The organism is Streptomyces sp. NPDC059456, from assembly GCF_042750055.1.
Lineage (GTDB): Bacteria > Actinomycetota > Actinomycetes > Streptomycetales > Streptomycetaceae > Streptomyces.
Window position 1 is genome coordinate 1 of record NZ_JBHYVA010000521.1, and the last position, 6133, is coordinate 6133.

6 protein-coding genes are annotated in these 6133 nt (G+C 73.5%); 2 read left to right on the forward strand and 4 right to left on the reverse strand.

Translation table 11 applies throughout. From position 1 onward, the window contains the following. Nucleotides 1-78: 78 nt before the first annotated feature. On the reverse strand, nucleotides 79-729 hold the full coding sequence (locus ACFXA3_RS32210; RefSeq protein ID WP_385192582.1) for a vitamin K epoxide reductase family protein: 651 nt from the start codon (nucleotides 727-729) through the stop codon (nucleotides 79-81). A gap of 183 nt (nucleotides 730-912) precedes the next feature. On the opposite strand from ACFXA3_RS32210, the gene ACFXA3_RS32215 reads away from it, so the two are divergent. Further along, the gene (locus ACFXA3_RS32215; RefSeq protein WP_385192584.1) at nucleotides 913-1695 is read left to right on the forward strand and encodes a DUF6227 family protein; all 783 of its coding nucleotides are present in this window, start codon (nucleotides 913-915) and stop codon (nucleotides 1693-1695) included. A gap of 6 nt (nucleotides 1696-1701) precedes the next feature. Here ACFXA3_RS32215 and pfkB read toward each other — a convergent pair whose 3' ends face one another. The 3 genes from pfkB to ACFXA3_RS32230 all read right to left on the reverse strand — a co-directional run bounded on the left by pfkB (nucleotide 1702) and on the right by ACFXA3_RS32230 (nucleotide 5042). Next, entirely contained in the window at nucleotides 1702-2652 is a 951-nt protein-coding gene (pfkB, locus tag ACFXA3_RS32220) for a 1-phosphofructokinase (RefSeq protein WP_385192587.1), read from the reverse strand. After that, entirely contained in the window at nucleotides 2649-3407 is a 759-nt protein-coding gene (locus ACFXA3_RS32225) for a DeoR/GlpR family DNA-binding transcription regulator (protein WP_385192589.1), read from the reverse strand. The genes pfkB and ACFXA3_RS32225 overlap by 4 nt, the downstream gene beginning before the upstream one ends. A gap of 144 nt (nucleotides 3408-3551) precedes the next feature. Continuing rightward, nucleotides 3552-5042, reverse strand: a complete 1491-nt coding sequence (locus tag ACFXA3_RS32230; protein WP_385192591.1) for an MFS transporter — start codon at nucleotides 5040-5042, stop codon at nucleotides 3552-3554. A gap of 63 nt (nucleotides 5043-5105) precedes the next feature. On the opposite strand from ACFXA3_RS32230, the gene ACFXA3_RS32235 reads away from it, so the two are divergent. Further along, nucleotides 5106-6133 (forward strand): helix-turn-helix transcriptional regulator (locus ACFXA3_RS32235; RefSeq protein WP_385192593.1); only part of this gene is annotated, 1028 nt, incomplete at its 3' end.

Below are 6133 nucleotides of genomic sequence, written 5' to 3' on the forward strand. Positions count from 1 at the left end.
GCCGGTCCCGCCCGGGGAGCGTTGTGCGGGGGGCCCCGGCAGCCACCCGCTGCGGGGGCCCTCGTGCGCGCCGGGCCGTCACCCGGTCCAGAACTCCCACCACCGGGTGAGGATCAGCATCCCGATCACTCCGATGTGCAGGGCGGGCGGGGCCCAGCCGAACTCGGCGAAGAAGCCCTGCACCGGCCGGGGCGCGGGCAGCGTCCCCGTGCGGACGTTGTGGGCGGTGACCGCCCAGAACATCAGCAGCGTGGCCACCCAGGTCAGACAGCACCACAGGCAGAGCGCGTTGATCTCGTACAGCGACTGGACCATCAGCCAGGTGCAGAAGCCGACTCCGAAGGCCGTGCCGGCGTTCAGTCCCAGCCAGAACCAGCCGCGGTAGCGCGCGCCGGCCAGCAGGCCCGCGCCGACGCACACGACGGCCCCGAACGCGACCAGTCCGAGCAGGGGGTTGGGGAAGCCGAAGGCCGCCGCCTGGTCGCTCTTCATGACGCTGCCGCAGGAGACCACCGGGTTCAGACTGCAGGCGGGCTTGAAGTCCGGGTCCTCCAGCAGGAGGAACTTGTCGAGGGTGATCACCCAGGACGCCAGCACCCCGGCGGCCCCGGTCAGTGCCAGCAGCCAGGCCAACGTCCGCGGGGTGGCGGCCGGTTCGCCCTCGTGATCGCCGCGGGGCCGCCCCTGCTGGCGGGGAAGTTCCACTGTTTTCGTTGCCATACGGCCCATGTTCCACCGCTCCGGTACAGACCGGGCCGAACCATGCACATCCCTGCGGAAGTTGACCTGAAGGTGTGGCGGGAACCCCGGATGCTTCCCGGACGTTTTACCGAACCCCGGACGTGATGTCAGACCCAGGGGCTACGTTGAGCTTCCGCGAAGTCACTAGCTGCGACGGCCTGGAGACCCACCTTGAGCGATCCGTACGAGACAACCGAGGCGCACCTCGAGCGACTCCTGGGCCGCGCCCTGAACTCCTTCGACCTGCCGGACCGGTTGGTCGAGCGCCTCGGCACGGCGCTCGCCCACAGCTCCTCCCTGTACACCACCCACCACAGCCCGGCGGCGGGGGTGTGGCGGGAGACCCACCGGCACACGTACCTGCTGTCCGACGGCGGTTCGGTGTCCCTGTGGGAGCTGGTGTACCGGCTGGAGGGCGACCGGACGATCCGGCACGAGGTCTTCGTGGGCAAGGCGGAGGCCTGCCTGGCCGTGGCCCGGCTGTTCGGCGAGGCCCCGGCGGAGGCGGCGTTCGACCCGGCGCTGGATCCGGTGCTGGCCGCCGTCGAGGAGGAGGCGGACGACGATGCGGCGGCGCTGAGCGCGCTGTTCGCGGCGACCCCTCCGGCGCAGCGGCAGCGGGAGTACGCGGTGGAGGAGTCCGCCGACCACGCCCGCCGCGTGCTGCGGCGCGCGGAGAACCCGGACCGGCCCGGCGAGCGGACGGCGCTGCTGCTGAGGTCGGCGTACGCGCACCAGATCACGCAGGCGTTCGGTACGCGGCACTGCATGGCGGACGGACGGGGCGCCGGATTCAGCCTGTACGAGCACTCGTTCGTGCTGCTGGACGGGAGCGAGCTCAGCCTGTGGGAGGTGGAGCACACGGCCACGCCGGACGGCCGGCACATGTGCGAGGTGTACGAGAGCGAGGTGGCCGCCCGCGGGGCGATGGAACTCCGCGCCCGGGTGAGGTGACACCCCCTAGTACAGGGCGCGGGTGGACAGGGGGTGGTCCGGGGGCGGGTTCTCGGTGATGTGGACCGCCCCGGGGCGCAGGTCCGCCGGGGTCGGCATGGCGCTGCCGGGGAGCTGGACCGCGGCCGCGCCGTGGGCCAGGGCCGCGGCGAGGGCCTCGGGGCCGGCGCCGCCGGCGAGGAGGAAGCCGGCCAGGGAGGCGTCGCCCGCCCCGACGTCGCTGCGGACGGCGGTCACGGGCGCCGTGCCGTGGAAGGTGCCCTCGGCGCTGACCAGGAGCTGGCCGTCCGCGCCCAGCGAGGCCAGTACCGCGCCCGCGCCCAGGGAGCGGAGCTCCTGGGCCGCCCGGACGGCCTCGCCCAGGGTCGTCAGCGGGCGGCCGACCGCCTGGGCGAGTTCCAGGGCGTTGGGTTTGACCAGGTCGGGGCGGGCGGCCAGGGCGGCGGTCAGCGCCGGGCCCGAGGTGTCGAGTGCGACCCGGGCTCCGGTCTCGCGGGCGCGGGCGACCAGGTCCGCGTACCACTGGTCCGGCAGGCCGGGCGGGAGGCTGCCACAGGCCGCGATCCAGGCGGGGTCGCCGGACGCGGTGCGCACGGTTTCGAGCAGGAGGGCGGATTCCTCCTCGGTGAGTCCGGGGCCGGGCGCATTGATCTTGGTGAGGGTGCCGTCGGGTTCGACGACGGAGATGTTGGAGCGGGTCTGCCCGGCCACCTTCACCACGGTGACGTCCACGCCCTGGGCGCCCAGCAGTTCGGCGATCAGTGCGCCGGGAGAGCCGCCGAGCGGGAGGACCGCCGTCGTGGGGGCTCCCGCGGCGGCCACCGCGCGGGAGACGTTGACCCCTTTGCCCCCGGGGTCGACGCGGTCGTGCGTGGCGCGCAGCACCGCGCCGCGGTCCAGCGAGGGGACCTCGTACGTCCGGTCGAGGGAGGGGTTCGGGGTGACGGTGAGGATCATACGAGCACGACTTCCGTACCGGCGGCCACGATGGCCGCTCGCTGGGCGGGGGCGAGTCCCTGGTCGGTGATGAGGAGGTCCACGTCCGCGAAGGAGCCGAAGCACGCGAAGTGCTCCCGGCCCGCCTTCGAGGAGTCTGCGAGCAGGACGACCCTGCGGGCGGCCGCCATCGCGGCCCGTTTGACGGCGGCTTCCGCGAGGTCGGGGGTGGTCAGGCCGTGGGCGGAGAAGCCGCCGGCGGTGAGGAAGGCGACGTCGGCGCGGATCTCGGCGTAGGCGCGCAGGGCCCAGGCGTCGACGGCGGCCCGGGTGCGGTGGCGGACCCGGCCGCCGACGAGGTGGAGGTCGATTCCGGCGTGGTCGGCGAGCCGTGCGGCGACGGGCAGCGCGTGGGTGACCACGGTGAGCGCGGTGTCGACGGGCAGCGCGGCGGCGAGGCGGGCGACGGTACTGCCCGCGTCGAGGACGATGCTGCCGCCTTCGGGGAGTTCGGCGAGGGCGGCGGCCGCGATGCGGTCCTTCTCGCCGGCGCGGGCGGTTTCGCGCTCGGTGAGGTCCGGTTCGAAGTCGAGGCGGCCGGCCGGGATGGCCCCGCCGTGCACGCGGCGGACGAGGCCGGCCCGGTCCAGGGCCTTGAGGTCGCGGCGTACGGTCTCGGCGGTGACCTGGAAGCGGTCGGCGAGGGAGAGGACGTCGATGCGCCCCGCCTCGCGGGCGAGGCGGAGGATCTCCTGCTGGCGCTCGGGTGCGTACATGGGGGTTCGTGTCCGTGGGGCGGGGCCGGGTGTCCGGCTCTGCGGATTACGCCCTACCGTACGCCGGTATGCCCCGAAACCAAAGCAAACGGGCATGTCCGCCAACAGAAGCGGACACGCCCGTCGGAAGGGGGCCGGGGCCGGTTACCCGGCGGGGACCGCCTCGGGAGCGGCCGCGGCGGCTTCGGAGCCGCCCTCGCGCTGCTCCACAGGGAGGGGCGTGCGGGGCAGCAGGAACATCACCGCGAAGATCACGACGAGCACGCCCACGATCCACCACAGCGCGCTGTGGAAGGCGTTGACGTACGGCGCGCCGAGGACCCGGTCGTCGTCGATCAGCCCGAAGAAGACGACGGAGGTGAGGCCGAGGCCGAGCGCGTTGCCCATCTGGCCCGTGGTGTTGATCAGGCCGGACGCGGAGCCGGCGTGCTCGCGCGGCACCTGGGACAGGATGGTGTCGTTCAGCGGGGCGACGATCAGGCCCATGCCGACGCCCATGACGACCAGCGGGGCGGCCATCTGCCAGGAGGCGATGCCCATCCCGTAGTGCCGGGCCTCCCAGATGTAGAGGAGCAGGCCCGCGGCCATCACCAGCGCGCCGGCCTGGAGCACCTTGCGGCCGAAGCGGGGGACGAGCTTCTCGACGGAGAGGCCCGCGGCGACGGAGACGGCGATCGAGAAGGGGATGCCGGTGCTGCCGGCGTGCAGCGGGGTCCAGCCGAGGCCCATCTGCATGTAGAGCGTCCAGACCAGGAAGAAGATGCCGGTCACCAGGCCGAAGGTGAGCTGGACCGCGATGCCGCCGGCGAAGCTCTTGACCTTGAAGAGGGAGAGCTCGACGAGCGGGGAGCCGTCCTTCTTGATCTTGTGCTTCTCGTACGCGATGAAGACGGCGAAGACGACCGGCGAAGCGATCATGCAGACGAAGCCCCACAGCGGCCAGCCGTTCTCCCGGCCCTGGGTGAGCGGGAAGATCAGCAGGACCAGGGCGAGGGTCGCGAGGACGACGCCGACCAGGTCGAGGCGCAGGGCCTTGGGGGCCTTCGACTCGGAGATGAACTTGCGGCCGAGGATCACGGCCGCGATGCCGACGGGCAGGTTGATCAGGAAGATGGTGCGCCATTCGAGGCCGAAGAGGTCCCACTCGGTGAGCAGGGCGCCCAGGATCGGTCCCGAGACCGCGCCGAGGCCGACGATCGCACCGAACATGCCGAAGACCTTGCCCCGCTCGTGCGGCGGGAAGGTGACGTGGATGATCGCCAGCACCTGCGGGACCATCAGGGCCGCCATGCCGCCCTGGAGGAGGCGGGAGGCGACGAGCATCGAGGGGTCGGCCGCGACGCCGCAGAGCAGCGAGGCGGCGGTGAAGCCGGCGACGCCGGCGAGGAAGAGGCGCTTGCGGCCGTAGATGTCACCGAGACGGCCGCCGGTGATCAGGCCGGCGGCGAACGCGAGCGCGTAGCCGGCGGTGATCCACTGGATCGCGCTGGTCGAGGCCCCGAAGTCCTGACGCATGCTGGGTATCGCGATGTTGACGATCGTGACGTCGACCAGGTCCATGAAGGACGCTGTCATCACGATGGCGAGCGCCAGCCAGCGGCGGCGGTCGGCGGGCGAGGTCGTCTCGGTGGTCATGGCAGAAACTTAGACGGGATCTAGGTCAGATGGTGTCCTATTTCCCATGGCAATCTGGATCGCATGACCGACACCCCCGCACGGCTGCTCACCCTCCTGTCCCTGCTCCAGACCCCGCGCGAATGGCCCGGGAGCGAGCTGGCGGAGCGGCTGCGGGTGAGCCCGCGGACCATCCGGCGCGACATCGAACGGCTGCGGGAGCTGGGCTACCCGGTGGAGGCGACGCTGGGCGCGGACGGCGGGTACCGGCTGGTGGCGGGGGCCGCGATGCCGCCGCTGCTGCTGGACGACGAGGAGGCGGTGGCGATCGCGGTGGGCCTGCGGGCGGGTGCCGGGCACGCGATCGAGGGCGTCGAGGAGGCGTCCGTACGGGCCCTCGCGAAGCTGGAGCAGGTCCTGCCGGGGCGGTTGCGGCACCGGGTGGGCGCGCTGCAGTCGGCCACGATCGCGGTGGCCCGCGGGGACGGAGCCAGCATCGACCCGCGGACGCTGACGACGATGGCCTCGGCGGTGGCCGGCCCGGAGCGGCTGCGCTTCGCCTACCGGGCGCGCGACGGGGTGGCCTCGCGGCGGCTGGTGGAGCCGTACCGGCTGGTGAGCACCGGGAGCCGGTGGTACCTGATGGCGTACGACCTGGACCGGGAGGACTGGCGGACCTTCCGGGTGGACCGGGTGGCGGAACCGTTCGCGACGGGCGCCCGGTTCACCCCGCGGGAACTGCCGATGGAGGCGGCGGAATTCGTCCGGCGCGGGATGCGGGGCGGGGAGACGTACCCGGTGGACGTCTCCTTCGAGGCCCCGGCCGATGTCCTGCCGGTGTGGCTCCAGCAGCACGCCGAGCCCTCGGACGGGGGCTGCCGGGTGCGGTTCCACAGTGCGGAGTCCCCGGAGTGGACGGCGGCCCGGCTGGCGCTGACCGCGGTCCCGTTCACGGTCCACACCCCGGACTTCCTGGCCTCCGCGGCCCGGGCGCTGGCGGCCCGCCTGACGGCGGCGGCGCCCCCGCCGGGGGGGCGGGGGGGCCCCCGCGCCGCCCGCGCCCCGCGGCCCCGCGCCCGCCCCCGCACCCCCCCCCGCCCCCCCCCCCCCCC